Annotated in this window: 24 protein-coding genes and 1 other RNA gene; 7 read left to right on the forward strand and 18 right to left on the reverse strand. The window is 61.9% G+C overall.

Annotated elements, in window-relative coordinates; genetic code table 11:
* Positions 1 to 15 precede the first annotated feature (15 nt).
* The 8 genes from ACSQ26_RS18845 to ACSQ26_RS18880 form a co-directional block, all read right to left on the reverse strand.
* Positions 16 to 858, reverse strand: a complete 843-nt coding sequence (locus ACSQ26_RS18845) for a class I fructose-bisphosphate aldolase (RefSeq protein ID WP_436011515.1) — start codon at positions 856 to 858, stop codon at positions 16 to 18.
* Positions 831 to 2,576: a glycerol-3-phosphate dehydrogenase/oxidase gene (locus ACSQ26_RS18850; RefSeq protein ID WP_436011517.1), complete on the reverse strand. Its 1,746-nt coding sequence runs from the start codon at positions 2,574 to 2,576 to the stop codon at positions 831 to 833. Before ACSQ26_RS18850 ends, ACSQ26_RS18845 begins: the two co-directional genes overlap by 28 nt.
* 16 nt (positions 2,577 to 2,592) lie before the next feature.
* On the reverse strand, positions 2,593 to 3,582 hold the full coding sequence (locus tag ACSQ26_RS18855) for an aldo/keto reductase (RefSeq protein WP_436011519.1): 990 nt from the start codon (positions 3,580 to 3,582) through the stop codon (positions 2,593 to 2,595).
* A complete protein-coding gene (locus tag ACSQ26_RS18860; protein ID WP_436015352.1) occupies positions 3,582 to 4,583 on the reverse strand; it encodes a sugar-binding transcriptional regulator in 1,002 nt (333 codons plus the stop codon). Before ACSQ26_RS18860 ends, ACSQ26_RS18855 begins: the two co-directional genes overlap by 1 nt.
* 2 nt (positions 4,584 to 4,585) lie before the next feature.
* On the reverse strand, positions 4,586 to 5,575 hold the full coding sequence (locus ACSQ26_RS18865) for an ABC transporter permease (RefSeq protein WP_436011521.1): 990 nt from the start codon (positions 5,573 to 5,575) through the stop codon (positions 4,586 to 4,588).
* Between the two features lie 25 nt (positions 5,576 to 5,600).
* Complete coding sequence (locus tag ACSQ26_RS18870; RefSeq protein WP_436011523.1) at positions 5,601 to 7,133, reverse strand: sugar ABC transporter ATP-binding protein; 1,533 nt, start codon at positions 7,131 to 7,133, stop codon at positions 5,601 to 5,603.
* A gap of 60 nt (positions 7,134 to 7,193) precedes the next feature.
* Positions 7,194 to 8,222 carry a substrate-binding domain-containing protein gene (locus ACSQ26_RS18875; RefSeq protein WP_436011525.1) on the reverse strand — a complete coding sequence of 343 codons (1,029 nt, stop codon included), beginning with the start codon at positions 8,220 to 8,222 and terminating at the stop codon, positions 7,194 to 7,196.
* Between the two features lie 179 nt (positions 8,223 to 8,401).
* A complete protein-coding gene (locus ACSQ26_RS18880; RefSeq protein WP_436011527.1) occupies positions 8,402 to 9,178 on the reverse strand; it encodes an SDR family NAD(P)-dependent oxidoreductase in 777 nt (258 codons plus the stop codon).
* A gap of 125 nt (positions 9,179 to 9,303) precedes the next feature.
* Here ACSQ26_RS18880 and ACSQ26_RS18885 point away from each other — a divergent pair, with 125 nt between their 5' ends.
* On the forward strand, positions 9,304 to 9,921 hold the full coding sequence (locus ACSQ26_RS18885) for an alpha/beta hydrolase family protein (protein WP_436011529.1): 618 nt from the start codon (positions 9,304 to 9,306) through the stop codon (positions 9,919 to 9,921).
* An 18-nt stretch (positions 9,922 to 9,939) separates the two neighbouring features.
* On the opposite strand, the gene ACSQ26_RS18890 is transcribed toward ACSQ26_RS18885, so the two are convergent.
* The 4 genes from ACSQ26_RS18890 to ACSQ26_RS18905 form a co-directional block, all read right to left on the reverse strand.
* Entirely contained in the window at positions 9,940 to 10,374 is a 435-nt protein-coding gene (locus ACSQ26_RS18890) for an OsmC family protein (RefSeq protein WP_436011531.1), read from the reverse strand.
* 84 nt (positions 10,375 to 10,458) lie between these two features.
* The gene (locus tag ACSQ26_RS18895; RefSeq protein ID WP_436011533.1) at positions 10,459 to 10,956 is read right to left on the reverse strand and encodes a heme-degrading domain-containing protein; all 498 of its coding nucleotides are present in this window, start codon (positions 10,954 to 10,956) and stop codon (positions 10,459 to 10,461) included.
* A gap of 4 nt (positions 10,957 to 10,960) precedes the next feature.
* Complete coding sequence (gene nudC, locus ACSQ26_RS18900; protein ID WP_436011535.1) at positions 10,961 to 11,929, reverse strand: NAD(+) diphosphatase; 969 nt, start codon at positions 11,927 to 11,929, stop codon at positions 10,961 to 10,963.
* Complete coding sequence (locus ACSQ26_RS18905; protein ID WP_436011537.1) at positions 11,929 to 12,333, reverse strand: HIT domain-containing protein; 405 nt, start codon at positions 12,331 to 12,333, stop codon at positions 11,929 to 11,931. The genes nudC and ACSQ26_RS18905 overlap by 1 nt, the downstream gene beginning before the upstream one ends.
* Before the next feature lie 93 nt (positions 12,334 to 12,426).
* Here ACSQ26_RS18905 and ffs point away from each other — a divergent pair.
* The 3 genes from ffs to ACSQ26_RS18920 all read left to right on the forward strand — a co-directional run bounded on the left by ffs (position 12,427) and on the right by ACSQ26_RS18920 (position 14,785).
* An RNA gene (gene ffs / locus ACSQ26_RS18910) (signal recognition particle sRNA small type) lies at positions 12,427 to 12,524 on the forward strand.
* Between the two features lie 94 nt (positions 12,525 to 12,618).
* Positions 12,619 to 14,451, forward strand: coding sequence for a DNA polymerase III subunit gamma/tau (locus ACSQ26_RS18915; RefSeq protein ID WP_436011539.1), 1,833 nt, complete (start codon positions 12,619 to 12,621; stop codon positions 14,449 to 14,451).
* 10 nt (positions 14,452 to 14,461) lie between these two features.
* On the forward strand, positions 14,462 to 14,785 hold the full coding sequence (locus ACSQ26_RS18920) for a YbaB/EbfC family nucleoid-associated protein (protein ID WP_258160370.1): 324 nt from the start codon (positions 14,462 to 14,464) through the stop codon (positions 14,783 to 14,785).
* Position 14,786: 1 nt separating this feature from the next.
* On the opposite strand, the gene ACSQ26_RS18925 is transcribed toward ACSQ26_RS18920, so the two are convergent.
* Positions 14,787 to 14,966, reverse strand: coding sequence for a hypothetical protein (locus ACSQ26_RS18925; RefSeq protein WP_436011541.1), 180 nt, complete (start codon positions 14,964 to 14,966; stop codon positions 14,787 to 14,789).
* Positions 14,967 to 14,997: 31 nt separating this feature from the next.
* On the opposite strand from ACSQ26_RS18925, the gene recR reads away from it, so the two are divergent.
* Both recR and ACSQ26_RS18935 read left to right on the forward strand, forming a co-directional pair.
* Complete coding sequence (recR, locus tag ACSQ26_RS18930; protein WP_436011543.1) at positions 14,998 to 15,603, forward strand: recombination mediator RecR; 606 nt, start codon at positions 14,998 to 15,000, stop codon at positions 15,601 to 15,603.
* Between the two features lie 179 nt (positions 15,604 to 15,782).
* Positions 15,783 to 17,042: a lytic murein transglycosylase gene (locus ACSQ26_RS18935; RefSeq protein ID WP_436011545.1), complete on the forward strand. Its 1,260-nt coding sequence runs from the start codon at positions 15,783 to 15,785 to the stop codon at positions 17,040 to 17,042.
* A 33-nt stretch (positions 17,043 to 17,075) separates the two neighbouring features.
* On the opposite strand, the gene ACSQ26_RS18940 is transcribed toward ACSQ26_RS18935, so the two are convergent.
* The 5 genes from ACSQ26_RS18940 to ACSQ26_RS18960 form a co-directional block, all read right to left on the reverse strand.
* On the reverse strand, positions 17,076 to 17,504 hold the full coding sequence (locus tag ACSQ26_RS18940; protein ID WP_436011547.1) for an SRPBCC family protein: 429 nt from the start codon (positions 17,502 to 17,504) through the stop codon (positions 17,076 to 17,078).
* On the reverse strand, positions 17,497 to 17,832 hold the full coding sequence (locus ACSQ26_RS18945) for an ArsR/SmtB family transcription factor (RefSeq protein WP_436011549.1): 336 nt from the start codon (positions 17,830 to 17,832) through the stop codon (positions 17,497 to 17,499). The genes ACSQ26_RS18940 and ACSQ26_RS18945 overlap by 8 nt, the downstream gene beginning before the upstream one ends.
* A 71-nt stretch (positions 17,833 to 17,903) precedes the next feature.
* A complete protein-coding gene (locus ACSQ26_RS18950) occupies positions 17,904 to 18,266 on the reverse strand; it encodes a nuclear transport factor 2 family protein (protein ID WP_436011551.1) in 363 nt (120 codons plus the stop codon).
* Positions 18,267 to 18,278: 12 nt separating this feature from the next.
* Positions 18,279 to 18,560 carry a putative quinol monooxygenase gene (locus ACSQ26_RS18955; protein ID WP_436011553.1) on the reverse strand — a complete coding sequence of 94 codons (282 nt, stop codon included), beginning with the start codon at positions 18,558 to 18,560 and terminating at the stop codon, positions 18,279 to 18,281.
* Positions 18,561 to 18,621: 61 nt separating this feature from the next.
* Positions 18,622 to 18,999 carry a nuclear transport factor 2 family protein gene (locus tag ACSQ26_RS18960; protein ID WP_436011555.1) on the reverse strand — a complete coding sequence of 126 codons (378 nt, stop codon included), beginning with the start codon at positions 18,997 to 18,999 and terminating at the stop codon, positions 18,622 to 18,624.
* Positions 19,000 to 19,060: 61 nt separating this feature from the next.
* On the opposite strand from ACSQ26_RS18960, the gene ACSQ26_RS18965 reads away from it, so the two are divergent.
* Positions 19,061 to 19,639 carry a TetR/AcrR family transcriptional regulator gene (locus tag ACSQ26_RS18965; RefSeq protein WP_436011557.1) on the forward strand — a complete coding sequence of 193 codons (579 nt, stop codon included), beginning with the start codon at positions 19,061 to 19,063 and terminating at the stop codon, positions 19,637 to 19,639.
* Positions 19,640 to 19,648: the final 9 nt, after the last annotated feature.

Consider the following 19,648-nt stretch of genomic DNA (forward strand, 5'->3'; position numbering starts at 1 on the left):
AGGTCCAGATCTCCGTCAGCCCTGTTCGTAAAGCGCATAGGCCTCGGCGCCGCCGGCGTCGTCGTGGATGATCGCCATCAGGCCTTTCACCACGGCGCTCGGATTGGCATGCTGGTATATATTGCGGCCATAGACCATGCCCATGGCGCCCTGTTTCATCAGCGCGGCCGATTTTTCGAACACGATACGCAGATCCTCCTTGCCGCCGCCCCGCACCAGAACCGGGCAGCGCGCCGCCTCGACCACCTTGTGGAAATCCTCGGCATCGGTCGTCGGGTCGGCCTTGATGATATCCGCCCCCATCTCGCGCGCAAGCCGGGTCAGCGTAACGATCTTGTCGCAATCGCCATCGACCATGTAGCCGCCGTGCTCGGTGACCGGCTGCATGACCAGCGGCTCGATCATCAGCGGCATGCCGTATTTGTCACAATCGGCACGAACGCGGGAAATGTTCTGGATGCATTGCTTGAAGAGCTCCGGCTCGTCGGGCAGCATGAAGAGATTGACGACGACGCAGGCTGCATCCATCTGAAGCGCGCCGATCAGCGGCTCGGCCTCGTTCTGCAGCACCGCCCACATATGGCTGTGGCGGATACGGTTATAGGGATTGCCCATGTCGATGCGCATGACCAGCGCCGGCTTGTTCTTGCCGGGCATATCCTGCAACAGGTCGGCCTGGCCGAAGTTCATCTGGATTGCATCGGGCTTCGCCGCCACCAGCGCCTTGACGACACCTTCGATATCCTCCAGCCCGTTGAGGAAGCTCGGCTCGTTGCAGACGCCGTGGTCGATCGCGACATCAAGGCATCGGCCGTTGCCGAAGAGCCGGTTCATACGGCGCTTGCTGTTGCTTCGCATAGGATACTCCTGTCTTTATTCCGTGAGAAAAGCGTTTGCTCACTGATTCCATTGCGCTCGGCGAGCAGGGTGAGAAAGCGGTGGCGCTCGGCGTTTCGGGTGGCCTCGCCCCAGTCGCGTTCGGCGGCCAGCACGGCAAGTGCGGCATCGGCGGCGATGAGAGAAAGCTGTCCGGAGATCGCCAGCGTCGTGCGCCGGAGGAGGAGATCATCGAGATGTTCGACACCCTCGGCATGGATGAGGTGGATCATCTCGCGTCTGGAATAACCGGTGTCCGGCAGGAAATGGTCTTCACCACGCAACAGGAATTCGGCGACTTTCTCCGCCCCCGTGCCATATCTCTCGAAAAGCTGTTCGACACGCTCCAGCGGCAGGCCCATGCGGCTCGCCAGATCAGCGACCCATGGGCCCGGATTGGCCGGATAATCCCGCCCGCCGCCGATCGGCCGTGCGATTGTATCCGTGCGCCTTTGCTTACCGAGACGCTCCAGCGCCATGTCGGCCGCCAGTTCGCCGAAGGAGCGGAAGGTGGTCCATTTGCCGCCGATCATGCAGAGCACTGGCGGCGTCCTCTCCGCTTCGATGAAGGTGCAGAAATGATCGCGCGGAATGCGCCCGGTGAAACTGTCCTGGCTCGCCGGCAGCGGCCGGACGCCCGCGAACTGGAAGACGATCTCTTCGGCAGCAATCCGGATATCGGGCAGAACGAAGGCGAGCGATTGCAGGATGTAATCCCGCTCATCGGCCTCGCAGCGCACCGTGCCGGGGTCATCGACGCGGATATCGGTCGAGCCGACCAGCACCTTGCCGAGATAGGGAAACAGGATGCAGATGCGGCCGTCCTCGTTTTCGTAATAGAGCATGTGACCGCCGAGCGCGGCCATCAGCTCGACATTGTCGATCATCAGGTGGGAACCCTTGGTGCCGCCCATCAGCGGTGGTTGGGGCTGCACATCCGGCAGGATCGTCTGGTTGGTCAGGTCGATCCAGCCGCCGGTGGCGTTGATGATAATGTCGGCATTGACCGGGATGGTTCTGCCGGTGATCTCGTCATGAAGCCCAAGCGCGCCATCCCCGCCACGCCGGACCTCGGCATAGTTCAGCGCCCGGGCATGCGGGCCTGCGGACAGGCCATCCAGCAAAAGCTCGATGCCCAGGCGCTCGGGATGGCTGACCTGCGCATCATAGTACGTGGCGGAAGCGATCAGGTCGGGGTTAAGCCGGGGCCATTTCGCCAGCGTCGTGCCCTTGCCGCGAAATGTGTGTCGGGGCATCATCGCTCTAGCGCGGGTGAAGAAATCATAGATCGCCAGCCCGGTCTTGATCACCACCGCACCGCGGCGGCTTGGCCTGCGGCCGAGGCCCAAGAAGCGCACCGCGCCATTGGCAAGGCCCGAGAAGATATCGAAGACCGGCACTGTCGTCGGCAGCGGCGAGACATAGTGTGGCGCATTGGCAAGCAGTCGGTCGCGCTCCTCGAGCGACTCGCGCACCAGCTTGAACTCGCCGTTCTCGAGATAACGCAAGCCGCCATGGACCATGCGCGAAAGCGCGGCACTGGCGCCCGAGCAATAATCGCTCTTCTCGACCAGCAGCACATCGACGCCCTGCAGCGCCAGCTCGCGGAACACGCTGATGCCGTTGATGCCGCCTCCGATGACCAATACTTCAGCGCTCGGGCGGCTTGCGAGCCCGTTGAAAGTCTCATTCCGGTTCATGGGTTGCTGCGGCCCCCTACCCGTCCATGACGGCGAGCCAGGAGGCTATGGCCGTATCGATGGTGGAAGTCTCTTCGCGCGAAAGCCCGATCGTGCCCGCGCGCGCATTGTCCTTCGCCTGCGCCGGATTGCGCGCGCCACACAGGGCAAACGTCACGCCCGGCTGGGCGAGCGTCCAGGCGATGACGACCTGGGCGATCGTGGCGCCGTGTGCCTCGGCAATTGGCCGGATGGCGTCGGCAAACCGGGCGACCTTCTGGCGATTGGCGACGGAGAAGCGAGGATTGTCCTTGCGCTGATCGTCGCCCGAGAACACCCGGTCGGGGCCGATGGTGCCCGAGAGCAGCCCGAGCGCCAGTGAGGAATAGCTCAGGATCGAAATCCCATTGGCCGTGGTCAGCGGCAAAAGCTCGGCCTCGATGCCGCGATCGATCATGCTGAACCGTTCCTGGATCGCATCGAGCCCGCCCGCCGCGATGTAGGTCTTGAGGTCACCGGCATCGAGATTGCTGGCGCCGATCGCGCGGATCTTGCCTGCCTTCTTCAAGTCTTTCAGCGCATCCATGGTTTCCTCGACCGGGGTGGTCGGGTCCTGCCAATGGGTAATGTAGAGGTCGATGTAATCCGTCTTGAGCTGCTTCAGGCTCTCGTCGATCTCGTGGAAGATGCCATCGCGGCCGAGGTAACGATGCACGGGCTTGCCGTCCTGGTCGAAAAAATGCCGGCCTTTGTCGGTGTGCCAGACCAATCCGCACTTGGTGGCGATGACCGCCTGCTCCCGTCGCCCTTCGAGCGCCTTGCCAACGATCTCCTCGGCGCGGCCGAGACCATAGGCCGGCGCGGTGTCGATCAAAGTCACGCCTGCTTCGAGCGAGGCATGAATGGCGGCGATGGATTCGGCTTCGTCGGTGCCGCCCCACATCCAGCCGCCGATCGCCCAGGTCCCGAGCCCGACGGCGGAAGCGGATACGCCTGAGGCGCCGATCTCGCGCATGATCTGCACCATCAGCGGGCTCCTCCCGCCAGTTCGATCACCCGAGCGCCCGTCGCCTCGTCGGTCACCAGCGTATCGAGATGGCCGCCGCGCATGACGCTGAGGATCGGACCTGCCTTGTTGGAGCCGCTGGCGACGCCGATCTTGGTCGGGATCGATGCGAACTCGGCAAGCGTCAGCGAAACCAGCGAGCGGTTGAGCGCATAGTCGCAGACCTGGCCGTTGACATCGAGCAGATGCGCCAGCAACTCGCAGGACGCGCCGGACCTTTCGATCGCCACGCGATCGGTGCTGGAGGACGGGTGGAGATCGTAATAGCTCGAATCGTCGGACAGGATCGAGCCGATGCCGACTACGGCGATCTTGGCCTCGCGCGCCTTGCGGAAGACATCGCCTACCGAACGCATGCCGATCAGCATCGCCCGCTGTTCGGCGTCGTCGGCGAAGAGCGGCGCGTGGATCTGGTAGGCAAGGCCGCCCAACCGCTCCGCCATCAAAGCGCCGACATGGTTGACGTCGGTATAGTGCTTGCCCTGCACACAGCCGGTGACCGGAACAATCTCGACGTCGAAACCGTGCGGACCGTGGAGGCCGGCGACCACGGCGCTGACGCCCTTGCCGCCGGTGATGCAGATCGTGTCGCCGTCGGCAATGGATTCGAGCAGCATCCGCGCCGCCGCCTCGCCCACCGCTTGCAGCGCCGTCTGCTGGTTGTCCGACACTGTCGGCACGACCACGGCCCGGCTGATGCCGCCGATGGCGACGAGTTGCTGTTCGAGTTCGACCAGCGGTTCCATCGGCGACTTGATCTTGATCTCGACAAGACCGAGCTGGCGGCCGCGCTTGATCAGCCGGTTGACGGTGGCATGCGACAGGCCGAGCCGGTCGGCGATCTGCGCCTGGGTCAGGCCTTCGAGGAAATGCATGACCAGAGCCTGGTGCATGAGCCGGGCGTTGACCGCATCCTCGCGGGGGATCGTGACGACTTTCGATGTGGATTTGGCGATCGCCATGGTCATGCCTTGCGCTTGTGAAGGTAATGGTCGGCCGAGACGGCGGCCAGCAGAATGCAGCCTTTTATCATGTCCTGCCAGTAAACCGAGATGTTGAGAAGGACGAGCGAGGAGGTCACCACCGAAAGCAGCGCGATGCCGAGGATGGCGCCGAGAATGGTGCCCGAGCCACCATTGAGCGAGGCGCCGCCGATGACCGCTGCCGCGATGATGTTGAGCTCCATGCCGACGCCGAATGTGGGTGTCGCCGAGCCGAAGCGGGCCATGTAGATGACGCCTGCGAAGCCGGCCAGCGTCGAGCACATGACCGTCACCCAGAACTTCACCTGGTTGGTCTTGATGCCGGAATAGAGCGCCGCCTTCTCGTTCGAGCCGGTGTAGAAGACCTTTCGGAAGGCCGTGGCCCGGCGGAGCAGGAAATCGAAGATGATGATCACCGCGAGGAAGATCAGGATCACATAAGGCACGCCGTAGATCGAGCCCTGCCCGACCGCCTTGAATTCCGGCGGCAGTGTGAACAACGAGATCGGGGTGCCCTTGGTCATGGCGAGGCAGAGGCCGCGCACGATGACCATGGCCGCCAGCGACGTGATGAAGTGATTGAGCCCCACGACGGTGACGAAAAAGCCCATCACGGCGCCGATCAGCGCGCTCATGGCAATGCCGAGCAATGATGCGGTCCAGGGATCGACGCCCATCACGAACATCGTGCCGGCAAAGACCATGGCGAAGCAGAGCACCGAGCCCACGGCAAGATCGATGCCGCCGACGATCAGCAGCACCGTCATGCCGACGACCACGATGCCTTCGATCGAGAAGGACATCAGCATGGCGCGGAAGTTGCCAAGCGTGAGGAAGTACGGCGAGGCGAAGCTCATGATGATGCAGAGCGCCAGAATGATGGCGATCAAGCCGGCCTCCCGCATCGTGCCGAACCGCCGCCAGGCGGGCACGCGCGCGTCCGGCGCAGTTATCAGCGTATCGACCGCCATTGTCTTTCCTCCCGTGTCGTCATGCTCATGCGGCATCTTGCGCCGCCGTCTGCTTGTTGTTTGTGCCGACGCCCGAGGCCAGCCGGATGACCGCCTCCTCCGACATCTGGTCGGCGTCGAGTTCTCCTGCCAGCCGGCCTTCGCGGATCACCAGCACCCGGTCGCAGAGACCGAGCAGCTCGGGCAATTCCGACGAGATGACGATGATGCCGATGCCGGATTTCGCAAGGTCGCGCAGCAGCTTGTGGATTTCCGACTTGGCGCCGACATCGATGCCGCGCGTCGGCTCGTCCATGATGATGACTTTCGGCTCGACCGCGAGTTGCTTGGCGATCGCAACCTTCTGCTGGTTGCCGCCCGATAGCGACGACACGGGCTGTTCGATGCCACCCATGCGCAGACCCAGCCGCCGGGCGAAGCTTGTCGCCAGGCTTGCTTCCGCCCCACGATCGACCAGGCCGAGCCGGGTGACGCGGGCGAGATCGAGGACCGAGATGTTGCTCGCGATCGAGAGGTCCAGGAATAGTCCCGAACCCTTGCGATCCTCTGAGAGATAGACAATGCCCGCCTTGACGGCATCGGCGTAACGCGTGATCCGCTGTGGTTCATCGGCCAGTACGACCTCGCCCGAAGTCACCGGCCTCAGGCCGCAAATGCCTTCAGCGATCTCGGTGCGGCCGGAGCCGATCAGACCGCCGATGCCGAGGATTTCACCCTTCCTCAGGTCGAAACCGATACTGTCGAAACGGCTCCCGTCACTCAGTCCGCGAACCGAGAGGACCGTGTCGCTGGAAAGCTCATCCGCCGCCAGCTTGGCTGGATAGAGCCGGTCGATCTCGCGGCCGACCATGCGACGGACGACTTCTTCCGGCGTGGTTTCCGCGATCGTCTCGGTGCAGACATAGCGCCCGTCGCGGAACACCGTCACGCGGTCGCAGAGCGAGAAAATCTCGGCCATGCGGTGGCTGATATAGATGATCGAAATGCCCGCCGCCTTGAGGTCGCGGATGATGCCGAACAGGATCTGCGCTTCGGTTTCGGTCAGCGCGGCGGTGGGCTCGTCGAAGATCAGCACGCGGCAATCGAGCGTCAGTGCCTTGGCGATCTCCACCAGTTGTTGGCTGGAGATCGGCAGTTCGCTCACCTTGCGGCGCACATCGACCGATGCCAGCCTGTTCATCACCGCCTGTGCATCCCGCACCAGCGCGCCGTAATTCATCAAGAGCGACCGGCTGCGGCCGGTGGCGGCCATGAACATGTTCTCGGCCACTGTCGCATCCGGGCAGAGCGCGATTTCCTGGTGCACGAGCCCGATGCCGAGCCGTTGCGCCGTCGATGGCGAAGACACCGTGACGACATTTCCGTCGAGGACGATCTCGCCCTCGTCCGGTTGCAGCACGCCGGCGATGATGTTCATCAGCGTCGACTTGCCCGCACCGTTCTCGCCGCAAAGCGCGTGGATTTCGCCCTTTTGAAGCGAGAAATCGACATCCGTCAGCGCCTTGATCGCGCCGAAACGCTTCGACACATGGCGGATTTCAAGGACGGGTTCAGGCATGGTGCTTCCTCAGATGAACGGCCGGGCGACCATTGGCGGCCGCCCGAACCTTCCTCGTTCTTATTCCTCGATACCCTTGGTGCCGCGGCGCTTGAGATACTTGTCCCAATAGAAGTCGTCGGCGTTGTCGGCGGTGACGATCGAGAGGCCGTTGTCGACCACCGGCACGCTCATCGCGTTGAAGCCGGAGCGCTTGGCGTCGTTCATCGGGTCGATGAGTTCGGGGTGCTTGGCGAGCCACAGCAGCATGAAGCCCATATAGCCCTGCATGCCCTGGTTCGGGTTGATCGAGCCGAAGACTTCGCCGGCCTTGATCATGTCGAGGATATTGGCGTTGACGTCGGCGCACATGACGAGAACCTTGCCGCCGCTTTCCTTGGAGGCTTGTGCCGCGCCGATCGCCGAATTGGCTTCCGGCATGAAGACGGCGTTGAGGTTCGGGTTGGCCTGGATGATGCTCATCAGGCCTTGATAGGCCTTGGCCGGATCCTGGTTGGAAGCGGCGCGGCCGACCAGCTTCATGTCAGGATATTTCTCTTCCATCCGGGCGATGAAGGCCGAGATGCGCTTGTCGTGATTGTCCTGGCCCGGATTTTCGAGCACCGCATATTCGCCCTTGCCGCCGAGCTTGGCAGCGATCGCGTCGGCGGCATAGGTGCCTTCGCGAGTGTTGTCGGATGTGATGAACGAGATGCGCTTGGAGAGCGGCGAGTCCGCCGCGAAGGTGACGATCGCCGTGCCCTGGTCGATGGCCCGGTTGATCGGCTCGATGAACGGATCGGAGTTCATCGGATGGACGAGAATGCCGGCCGGGTTTTGGGCCAGAGCCTGGTCGAAGGACGCGATCTGCTTGTTGACGTCATATTCCGGCGTGCCGGTATAGGCAGTCTCGCAGCCCATCTGCTGACCGGCCTGCTTGAACATTTCATAAACCGGGAACCAGTATTCGACGCCCGAGACCATGACGTTCATCACGTATTTCTCGCCCGGCTTGCACTTGAACGGGCTCTCGTTCGCCGCTGCGGTGCCGGACATGAATGTCGCGGCCGCCAGGGCCGCGAATGCGGTTGTCGTGAAAAATTTGCGCAAAGTTCCTCCTCGAGGCCGAAGCCTCCCAATTAGCTCGTGGCGCCCGAAAGGCGGCCTCTGATCCGTGGATCCGGCGCTCCTCCTCGAGCCCCGGTGAGGGGAGATAAAACACAGCGGAAATGCCGCGTCAATAAAATTCACGCCATGAAATATATTTCTCGGTTGCGCGCCAGATGAGATTATGCAACCGACCAGCCCCCATCCACCAGCAGGTTGGCGCCGGTGATCAGGCTTGCCGCAGGTGATGCGAGGAACACGACCACACCGGTGACATCGCTGGTCTCGCCGATGCGTCCGAGCGGGATGTGATCGACCGTTGCCTTGTAGTTCTCCGCCTCAGCGAGATAGCGCTGCGTGCCGTCGGTATGGATGAAGGTCGGCGAGACGGTGTTGACGGTGATGCCATGTTCGGCCCATTCGGCGGCAAGGCAACGGGTCAGGTGATTGATCGCCGCCTTGCTCATGCAATAGATCGCCTCGCCGCGCAGCGCATTGGTGCCGGCCTGCGAACTGATCGAGATGATGCGGCCCTGCTTGCGGGTGATCATGTGGCGCGCCACCGCCTGCGTCATCAGGAACGTGCCCTTGATGTTGATGTTGAGGATCTCGTCGACAGCGCTTTCCTCGACGCGCTCGGCGAGATCACCGGGGGCGACGCCGACATTGTTGACCAGCACATCGATCCTGCCGAACGCATCCACCGCCGTCTTGATCAAGCCGGCGATGTGATCCTTGTTGGGAATGTCGAGTTCGACGGCGAGCGCCTTGCGCCCCATAGCCTCGATCTCGGCCACCAGATCGCCGGCCTTCGCGGGAACGCGGACACCGAGCACGATGTCGGATCCGGCCGCGGCGCAGGCCAGCGCGCAGGCACGGCCGATGCCGCGACTTGCGCCGGTCACGACGGTGACTTTTCCGGCAAGGCTGAAATTGGGTGCGTGTTGCTGGCTGCTCATTCTATCCTCCCGTGAAGCGCTCTTCGGGACGTTAGCACGAAGCGTGCCGACGGAAAGACGCCACCCGTGACAGGCGGTGGAAAAATCCGCTATGAGCAGATCATCAATTGCATGGGGACCCGCAGATGTTCTTGTTCGAAGGCCCGGAAGACGCTGATATCACGATCCTGCTTGCGCATGGGGCTGGCGCGCCGATGGATTCTGCAGCGATGGCGACGATGAGCGCCGCGCTTTCCGGCGCCGGGTTCCGAGTCGCTCGATTCGAATTCGGCTACATGGCCGCGCGCAGGACATCCGAATCCCGCAAGCCGCCGCCGAAGGCCGAATTGCTGATGGGCGAATATCGCGCTGCGGTTGAAAAGCTCGGCGCCGAGGGCAAGCTCGTCATCGGCGGCAAATCCATGGGCGGGCGCGTGGCAAGCATGATCGCCGACGAACTGCATAAAGTCGCCGGCCTGCTCTGCCTGGGCTATCCCTTCCATCCGCCGGGCAAGCCCGAAAGCCTGCGCACTGGACATCTCGAAGTGCTCGCCACGCCGGCACTGATCTGCCAGGGCACACGGGATATATTCGGCAGCCGGGAGGAGGTCTCGGGCTACACGCTCTCCAAGAAGATCGAGATTCTCTGGCTCGAAGACGGCGACCACGACCTCAAGCCGCGCAAGGCCATATCCGGATTTTCGGTGGCCGATCACATGAAATCGATGGCGAATGCCGTGAAGGATTGGGCCGGACGGCTCTGACCGTCCGGCCCATTTTGTTCAGGCCAAGCGGGCGTTGAGTGATACCTCGATCGCGCCAAGCGCGCGCGACACCGGGCAACCTGCCTTCGCTTTGTCGGCCAGTTCCTTGAACTTGGCCTCGTCGATGCCAGGTACCGTGCCGATGAGTTCGATGGTGCTGCTCTTGATGGTGGCACCGCCCCCGCTCATATCGAGATCGATCGTCGCCGTGCTATCGAGCTTGGTCGCAGGCGTGCCGTTCTCAGCGAGAAAGGCCGAGAGCTGCATGGCAAAGCAGCCGGCGTGTGCGGCCGCGATCAGCTCTTCGGGATTGGTGCCCGATTGACCGGACTCATCGACAAAGCGGCCCTTGAAAGAATAAGGCAGGCTGGAAAGCGCGCCACTCTGCGAAGTAAGAGTACCGTTGCCCTCTTTAAGGGTGCCCTGCCAGATCGCGTTTGCGGTTCTTTTCATGGTCGTCCTCCATATGCTTCGTGGTTGATCGGTAACGTCGGATTATCTACCCGCCTCCAATAACACCGATATGGCGGCGGCGGTTCAGAATTTCGGCAATTCGAGCTTGAGAAACTGGTCGAGCGCCTCGATGATCATGCGGTGGTCGTCGAGTTGCGGCAGGCCGGATACGGTGATCGCGCCGATCACGCCGACTTTCTTGACCCGGATCGGGAAACTGCCGCCATGGCCGGCATAGTCGAGCGGATCAAGGCCCCATTCCGGGCCAATCGTGCGCCCCTTCGCGGCCATCGACTGGCCGTAGAGCAGCGACGACTGGTGGAAGCGCAGGACGACATTGCTCTTGCGGCGCACCCACTGGTCGTTGTCGGGCGTCGCACCGGGCATGGCGGCATGGAACAGCGCCCGTTCGGATGTCCTGATGTTGATCACGACGGGCGAGCGCTTGCTCCGCGCGATCGTATAGATCGCCGAGCCGAGGTCGAAGGCCGTCTCTTCATTGAAGGCAGCGAACAGCGCCATCGCTTCCTGTTTCCTGACGACCGCGATGATCTCCGCGCGGTCTTTCTCCAATTCCAGCATTCCTTCACTCCCCCGCCGGCCAGTCGATCCAATCCTGGATCAGGCGGTATGCCACCGCACCGCTGACCGGTATGTTGATCTCTTCTCTATGCGTGCCCTCGATCATCGCCTTCACCTCGTCGCGGGTGAACCAGCGGCAGTCTTCGAGCTCCGCTTCATCGCGCTTGATTTCGAGGCTTTCCGCCTGACCATAGCAGCCGATCATCAGCGAATGCGGCATCGGCCACGGTTGGGAGGCGTGGTAGCGCACCGCGCCGACCTCAATCCCGGATTCTTCGAAGGTTTCGCGCCGCACGGCCTGCTCGATCGTCTCCCCAGGTTCCAGGAAGCCCGCGAGGCACGAATACATGCCGGGATTGAAATGGTAGGAACGGCCGAGCAGCGCCCGGTCGCCGGTCTCATCCACCGTCAGCATGATCACGACGGGATCGGTGCGGGGGAAATATTGCGTGTCGCAGGATGTGCACCTGCGCCGGTAGCCGCCGGCTTCCATGCGGGTCTCCGAACCGCAGCGGCCGCAATAGCGCGAGCCGCGATTCCAGCTTAGCAGGCTTGATGCCTGGGCGAATTCGCCGAGCAAGGTCTCGCCGATCAGTTCCTCGCGCATCAATGTGCGGCCATCGGCGAATTTCAGGTGCTCCAGAGCCACATCGGGATCGATGCCGACGGGCACGGCCACGCGCGGCTCACCATTTTCCTCGAAACCGAGCAGGATGGCATTTTCCCAGTCGGGTTCGAGGTCCATCAGTTCGTGCGGCGCAAACAGCGGGTCGAGGACTTGTTCCTCATGCTTCAGCGCCAACCGGCCGCGAGCGAAGGCAAACAGATGCACGCTGTGGTGCTTCAGCGCCACCTCGACGCAATCGTCCGGCCGGTGTTCGGATTGCCGGTCGATCCTGTTGCCTGCAAAGGCCACGAGGCTCGACGGTTCCGGATGAGGCGAGAGAACATCGAACATCGAGGATTTCGGCATCAAAGGCTTTCCAGTATCTTCTTCATCAGCGCCTGCTTTTCAGCCGCGCCATAGGCTTCACGCGAACCGTATCCCCAAATGGGACCCGGCCAGTTCGGATCGTTTTCGTGGCGCGCGACGACATGCACATGCAATTGCCGCACGATGTTGCCCAGCGCGCCGACATTGACTTTGGTGGCATTGGCGCATTTCTTCAAGGCCTGACCGACCAGATTGGTCTCGAAAGTCAGCATCGCCTGGTCGAGCGGGGTGAGATCGAAAATCTCCTCGATGCCGGGACGCTGCGGCACAAGCACCAGCCACGGCCAGCGCTTGTCGTCCATCAAACGCAGCTGGCAGAGCCCGAGATTTTCGACCAATGTCGAATCCGCGCGCAGTTTCTCATTGAGCTCGAACGCCGCCAAGTCCTCGCCTCCCGTCTTATGTTTTCATGAATGCTAGCAGATAATTCGAGGTTTGGCTTGCAATCGGAAAAGATATTGACGATATGGAACCCGGGAGGCTGGTGGTGGACGCGCCACTCGCCAATCTGGTCAGGTCCGGAAGGAAGCAGCCACAACGAGCTTCGGTACGGGTCATCGTGCTGGCCTCCCACCCTCTCACATTGTGCCGGATAATTTTGACGACGGAATTTCCATTTCCGGCCAATATGGATAGGCTTGTTCGCGGAATCGAGGAACGGCAGGACGATGGCAGCAGGCGACGACATTTCCGGTGAGGCAGGCCAGAAGACCGGCTACCGGGTGCTTGCGCGCAAGTATCGCCCGAAGGACTTCTCCGACCTGATGGTCGGCCAGGAGCCGATGGTCAAGACGCTGACCAATGCCTTCGAGAGCGGCCGCATCGCCCAGGCCTATATGCTGACCGGCGTACGCGGCGTCGGCAAGACCACGACCGCCCGCATTCTCGCCCGCGCGCTCAACTACAAGACCGACACGATCGACAAGCCGACCATTGATCTCAAGGAACTCGGCATACATTGCCAGGCGATCATGGAAGGCCGCCATGTCGATGTGATCGAGATGGACGCCGCCTCGCATACCGGCATCGACGACATCCGCGAGATCATCGAGCAGGTGCGCTACCGCCCGGCCTCGGCGCGCTACAAGGTTTATATTATCGACGAAGTGCACATGCTTTCCACCCAGGCCTTCAACGGCCTGCTGAAGACGCTGGAAGAGCCGCCGGAGCATGTGAAATTCATCTTCGCCACGACCGAAATCCGCAAGGTGCCGGTCACCGTGCTCTCGCGCTGCCAGCGCTTCGACCTGCGCCGTATTCCGGCTTCCGACCTCGCCGGCCTGTTCTCGACGATTGCCGGGAAAGAAGGAATCGAGGCCGAGACAGAAGCTTTGGCGCTGATCGCCCGCGCTGCGGAAGGCTCGGCCCGCGACGGCCTCTCGCTGCTGGACCAGGCCATCGCCCATGGCTCAGGCCATGTCGAGACATCCGCCGTGCGCGCCATGCTCGGTCTTGCCGACCGCGCACGCATCGTCGATCTCTTTCGCGAGATCGTGAAGGGTGATGTGGCTGCGGCGCTTAGGGAATTCTCATCGCAGTATGAGGCCGGGGCCAACCCTGTCGTCGTGCTGACCGATCTTGCCGATTTCACCCATCTCGTCACCCGGCTGAAGTTCATTCCGGAATCGGCCACCGATGCCTCGCTCAGCGAGATCGAGCGCAAGGAAGGGGCCGAATTCGCGGGTTCGATCGCCGTTTCGACGCTGTCCCGCATCTGGCAGATGCTGCTCAAGGGCATTCCGGAAACCGAGAATTCCTCGCGGCCGCTGGGTGCAGCCGAAATGGTGATCATCCGCCTCGCCCATGCCGGCAACCTGCCCGCACCGGAAGACGCCGCGCGGCGCATCGCCGGCCTGCTATCTGGCGAGGTATCCGTACCGTCGCAGGCAAACCGTTCCAGTGGCTCGAACCCATCGGCCGACAGCCGCCCGCTCACGGAAGCGCGCGGCATGGAGCAGCCGGTGGGCCGGCCGTCGGGCGGGCCGACCGCCATGCTCAGCACAGTACCGAGCAGCCGGCCCGAAGCACGCATGGAAATGTCACCCGCACCGAAGGCCGAGGAAAAGCTTGAGCCGAAGGTCCATCTCAAAACGCTAGCAGACATCGCCAACCTGGCAGGCGAAAACCGTGACATGAAGCTCAAGGCGCAGCTTCGGCAATTCGTGCGACCAGTGCGCATGGAGCCGGGCAAGATCGAGATCGCGCTATCGCCCGATGCGCCCAAATCGATCGCCAATGATCTGTTTGTCCGCCTCAAGGAATGGACGGGCGTTACCTGGCAGGTGAGCGTCGTGAGTGGTCCCGGCGGGCTGACGCTCGTAGAACAAGACGCCAAGCAGCGCGACGACCGGCTGACGGATGCGCGTGCCGATCCAGACGTTGCGGCCATTCTCGCCAGGTTCCCCGGCGCACGCATCACCGACGTCCGCGTCAACCAGGCAGATCTCGACGAGGAAGCGGATGTGGCCCCGGAGCCCGAGCTTCCGGAAGACAACGAATAGGAGAATTTCTATGAAAGACCTCATGGGCATGATGGGCAAGGTCAAGGAAATGCAGGCCAAGATGGAGAAGGTGCAGGCGGAGATCGCCAGCCTCTCGATCGAGGGTCGCTCCGGCGGCGGCATGGTCACCGTGACGCTCGACGGCAAGGGCTACATGACCGGCCTCAAGATCGATCCGTCGCTGTTCAAGGAGGACGACGTCGAAATCCTCGAAGACCTGATCGTCGCCGCGCACAAGGATGCCAAGGACAAGGGCGAGGCGCAGGCCGCGGAAAAGATGGCCTCGATCACCGCCGGATTGCCACTGCCGCCGGGGATGAAGTTCCCGTTCTAGGCTACGAATCGAAACGCTTGCCCGGCCAGGGATTGATGCCGTCGCGGAGCCAGAGCAGCGTGTCGAGCCCGAAACCTGTCGCATGCCGTGCATGGAATAGATCGAAGTGGTCAAGGCGGCTTTCGAGCGCCTGTCCTGAGCAGCGAAGTTTCGGGCCGCCGCTCCCGGAGAAACATTTCACAACGGCCCCCTAGATGGGCTAGAAGCAATGCATGGCAAAGCGAGTCACCGGCCCCGAAATCGAAAAACTCATCCAGTTGCTGGCGAAGGTGCCGGGCCTGGGTCCAAGGTCCGCCAGGCGCGCGGCGCTGCATCTCGTCAAGAAAAAGGACCAGTTGCTCGGCCCGCTCGCGAGCGCGATGAGCGAGGCGCACCAGAAGGTCCGGATCTGCTCGAACTGCGGCAATGTCGATACGATGGACCCCTGCACCGTCTGTACCGACGACCGGCGCGACCGTTCGACGATCATCGTCTGCGAGGATGTCTCCGATCTCTGGGCGCTGGAGCGGTCCGGTGCGATGAATACATCCTATCATGTGCTCGGCGGCACGCTGTCGCCGCTCGATGGCATCGGGCCAGACGATCTCAACATTCGCGGCCTGATCGACCGGGTGATGCAGGGCGGCGTGCGCGAGATCATCATCGCCGTCAATGCCACCGTCGAGGGGCAGACCACCGCGCATTACATCACCAGCCAGTTGACCGGGCTCGAGGTGAAGATCACGCGGCTGGCGCACGGCGTGCCGGTCGGCGGCGAGCTCGATTATCTCGACGAAGGCACGCTGACGGCAGCACTGAGGTCGCGGACGGCGATATGATGGGAGTTGGCATGCCGAGTTCACCCCCATCACCATTCGTGGCTTCACCCCCCTCTGTCCTGCCGGGCATCTCCCCCTCAAAGGGGGAGATTGGCAAGTTGCTTGCACCCGGCCCCAAAGCAAATGTCGAGATTGGAGCGAGCGAGCGCAACGAGGCAATCTCCCCCCTTGAGGGGGAGATGTCCGGCAGGACAGAGAGGGGTGTTTTCAAACTCATAACCATCCTATTCCTTCTTCTCCTCGCATCCATCGCCTCCCCCGCCTTCGCCGCGTCACAGGCCGCCGTCGAAAAGCAGTTCCATGCCTGGATCGAGGGCGACATCTGGCCGGCGGCAAAAGCGAACGGCATTTCACGCAAGAGCTTCGATCGCGCCTTCTCGGGCGTGCAGATCAATTGGAAGCTTCCCGATCTCACGCCTCCCGGCGAGAAGCCGAAGAAAAAGAAGAAACAGAGCCAGGCCGAATTCTCCTCGCCCGGTCCCTATTTCGATGAGAAGCGACTGACAACACTCGCCAACAACGGCCGCTCCTACGCGTCCACGCACGCACGTCTGCTCAAGCAGATTGAACGCAAATACGGCGTTCCGGGCGAAATCGTCGTTGCCATCTGGGGCCGCGAGACCGGCTATGGCCGCGCCAAGATCACATCGAGCGAAATCGACGTACTGGCCACGATGGCCTTCATGGGCGACCGCAAGGAACTCTTCCACAAGGAGCTGATGGCGGCGCTTGCGATGGTCGAGCAAGGCATCGACCCGGGCAGGATGAAGGGGTCGTGGGCCGGCGCTATGGGTCAGCCGCAATTCATGCCGTCGAGCTACCTTAAATACGCGGTGGATTTCGACGGCGATGGCGACAAGGATATCTGGAACTCGGTGCCGGATGCGCTGGGCTCGATCGCCAACTATCTGGTGGCCAAGGGCTGGCAGGCCAATCGAAGCTGGGGCTATGAAGTGACGATCCCGCCGGGTGTGTCCTGCGCGCAGGAAGGTCCCGATCTCGCCCAATCGATCCGCAACTGGTCGGGGCTCGGCATTTCAAGGATTTCGGGCAAGGATTTCCCGTCGGGCGAACTCAAGGCCAGCGGCATGATGCTGGTCCCGGCCGGCCGCCACGGTCCGGAATTCATCGTCACTCCAAATTTCTACGTGATCAAGGAATACAACAATTCCGATCTCTACGCGCTGTTCATCGGCAATCTCGCCGATCGCGTCGCGTCCAATTCCGGCGCCTTCAAAGGCAAGTGGGGCAAGGTCGGCCATATGCTGCGCTCGGATGTCGAGCATATGCAGAAGAAGCTTCGGAAGCTGGGCAACGACGTTGGCAAGGTCGACGGCCTGCCGGGCTACAAGACCCGCCGCTCGATCGGCCGCTGGCAGGAAGCCAACGGCATGAGCCCGACCTGCTATCCGGAAGAGGATATGCTGGGCAAGCTGTGAGGGCGGACCACAGGCCCGCCCGGAACCGGTAACTCAGCCCAGCGTCTTGGCGAGATTGCCGACAATCGCCGTCCAGCCTTCCTTGTGGCCATCGCGGGCCTCCTGGCTGCGGAACTTCACATGCCGGAGCGTGAGCTCCGTCGTGCCGGCATCGACCTCAGTCAAATCGATCGTCACCACGCTATCGTCGAGCGAATAGGGCGACTCCCAGGTGAAGGAGAGATGCGAATGCGGGTCGATCGCGAGATAGGTACCGGCATGCGGTATCTCCTTGTCCTCATTCATCATGACGATCGAGAAGCGGCCGCCCTTGACGGGATCGTTGCTTACCTTGGTCGGCTGGGTGCCGCCCATGGGCGTGTTCATGAATTGCGCCAGGACTTTCGGTGAAAGCCAGGCGTTGAACACCTTTTCGCGCGAGGCGGGGATGGTGCGGCTGATGGTCAGTTCGAGTTCACTCATCATCTTGATCCTTGGTTACGAGTATGTTTTCGAGCGCCGCGAGGCGCAGTTCCCAGATGGACTTCAGTTGGGCGAACCAGCCTTCGGTCACCCTCAGCGGCTCGAGTTCCGCCGCGATGAAGTGCTCGCGGCCCAAAGTCCGGCGGGTGACCAGTCCCGCCTCCTCCAGCACCTTGATGTGCTTTGAAACGGAGTTGAGGGACATGTCGAAATGGGCGGCGAGCGCAGTCACTCTCAGCGGCCCCTCTTGCACCAGGAGCGTGAGTATGTGCCGTCTGGTCGTATCTCCTACGGCCTTCAGGATGCGTGACAGTTTTTCGTCTTCCATTTATTCACCCTAATGGTTGAATATTATATTCCGAGTCGATAGTCAACCATATGGGTGAATAATTCTGAAGGCTATCCCTTTACGTATCCCAAACCTTCGACGATCTTGCCGTCCCGAACGCGCATGATGTTGACGCCTCGAACCCGGTCTCCGTCGCTCTCGCTCCAGCGAAGCTGCCAGCGGATGATGCCGCGATCACCCATCGCGGTGATTTCCTCGGCTTTGAAGACCAAGTTGGCGGACGACGCGATGCCTTTCCAGAAATCGAGGCAGGCCTCTCGCCCTTCGTAGCGTGCGCCATCCGGGGCCGGCGCGGTATTTTCGAGAACGCAGCCCTCGCCGATCAGGTCATCGAGGTCTTCCGGGCGATGCTTCTCGAACGCGCTGTTGAAGCGTTCCATGAGTTCACGGATAACTTTGCTTTCGTCAGTCATTTTCTTACCTCCTCAGAACGGCTTTTCGGCCTTGTCACTGCGATAAAGTTTTACGTGGGCTTCACTGATCTTGACGCGCGGCCCTTTGGCGATCTTGCGCCAAGCATTCAACGACTGCTGGTCGCGCCAGCATTCGAAGACATTGGTCCTATCGGGATCGACCGGGTCCGGACTGATAGAAAAGTCAAGGCAGCCGTCCTGCTCCCTCGCCCTTCGGATCATTGCGGCGAATGCCGCCACGGCTGCGTCGCGTTGGTTGATTTCCATGCGTGTGTAGCCTGCGATGATGATCATGAGAGTTCCTCCTTGAAAATTCGAACACTGCTGGCGCCGTTGCCGCGGGGCAAGGAAACCGTCACTCCGGCACGGGTGCCGACGCGCCCGCCGATTTGGAATAGGCCAGGGCCTCGACGATCCGGCCATCACGGACACGTATCAGGCTCACGCCGCGGACCGAGCCACCGTCGCCGAAATGGAAGCGCCAACGGATATTCGCGCGGTCGCCCATCACAAAGGTATCTTCGACCTCGAAATGGGCAACGCGGTCGGCCGCGAGGGCCTGCCAGAAGGCCAGGTTGGCATCGTAGCCCTCGTAGCGCGTGCCGTCCGGCGCCGGCTGGATCGATTCCATGACGCAATCCGGGGCGATCAGGTCTGCGAATGCGCTGGGATCATGGTCCTGGAACGCTTGGTTGAACCGGTGGATGACTTCAGATGTTTCGCTCATTTGCATTTCCTCCATACAGACAGGTCTGTCTGTTGCAATATACAGACCTGTCTGTCAGAGTCAAGCAATGAAGGAAAAAGATTCTCCACATCATCCTGAGGAAAGTCCGGCGCGCCGTCGTCTACTCGACACCGCAACCCGGCTTTTCTACGAAACCGGCATCCATGCCGTCGGCATCGATCGCATCATCGCGGAAGCCGCCGTAGCCAAGGCGACCTTCTACAAGCACTTTCCGTCAAAGGATGAACTCGTCGTTGCCTATGTCGAAGAACAGGACAGGCTCGGTCGGGAGGCAGTCGCTGCATTGCCAAACCGACCGCCACGCGAAATGATCGCTGCCATCCTGGGCCGTATCGGCGATGCCGTGACCGCTGGCGGCTGGCGCGGCTGTCCGTTCCTCAATGCAGCCGCCGAGTATCCGGATCCGGCCAGCAAGGTGCGCCAGGCTATCGATGCGCGTCGCGCCTGGTATCACGACAGTCTCCGCAACCTCCTTGCGGAAGATGGTGATCCCATGCCTTCCGTCACCGCCTCGCTGCTCGTCGCACTGTCGGATGGCCTGCTTGAAATCGCATACCTTGATGATCCAGCGACCGTTCCCGCCCTTGTCGATGAAGCACTGGAAAGGTTGCTTGTCCGGCGCTGAGTCGCTGTT

The sequence above is a fragment of the Rhizobium sp. LjRoot254 genome, from assembly GCF_964254105.1.
GTDB lineage: Bacteria > Pseudomonadota > Alphaproteobacteria > Rhizobiales > Rhizobiaceae > Rhizobium_E.